Consider the following 279-nt stretch of genomic DNA (forward strand, 5'->3'; position numbering starts at 1 on the left):
GAAGCGGCAGGGCAGGGGGGCCATACGTTTGGGACAGGCCATTTGCGAACTTCGCCGTGCCCTCAGCCCATCCCGTTCTGACACCGGGCCCGAGGAGCTTGCTGAAACTGCCGTTGCTGACTGCATTGCCCCATTCATCTTTCGGGCCACCGTCCAAGTAGCGATCAACATCGACGACCCGCGGAAGATATGCCTTGTCCGGATGGCCGATGGCAGAGCCAGGGGCAGACGGCCACTGAAGGAAATCGTAGACATCGTCGGTCACGATCAGGGCGTCAT

General features: G+C 60.9%; 1 protein-coding gene. It reads right to left on the reverse strand.

Annotation, left to right across the window (positions count from 1 at the left end; genetic code table 11):
- A partial coding sequence (locus PZC42_RS21045) for a hypothetical protein (RefSeq protein WP_277214061.1) occupies positions 1 to 265 on the reverse strand: 265 nt, incomplete at its 3' end.
- Between the last annotated feature and the right edge of the window lie 14 nt (positions 266 to 279).

The sequence above is a fragment of the Isoptericola croceus genome (assembly GCF_029382255.1).
Taxonomy (GTDB): domain Bacteria; phylum Actinomycetota; class Actinomycetes; order Actinomycetales; family Cellulomonadaceae; genus Isoptericola; species Isoptericola croceus.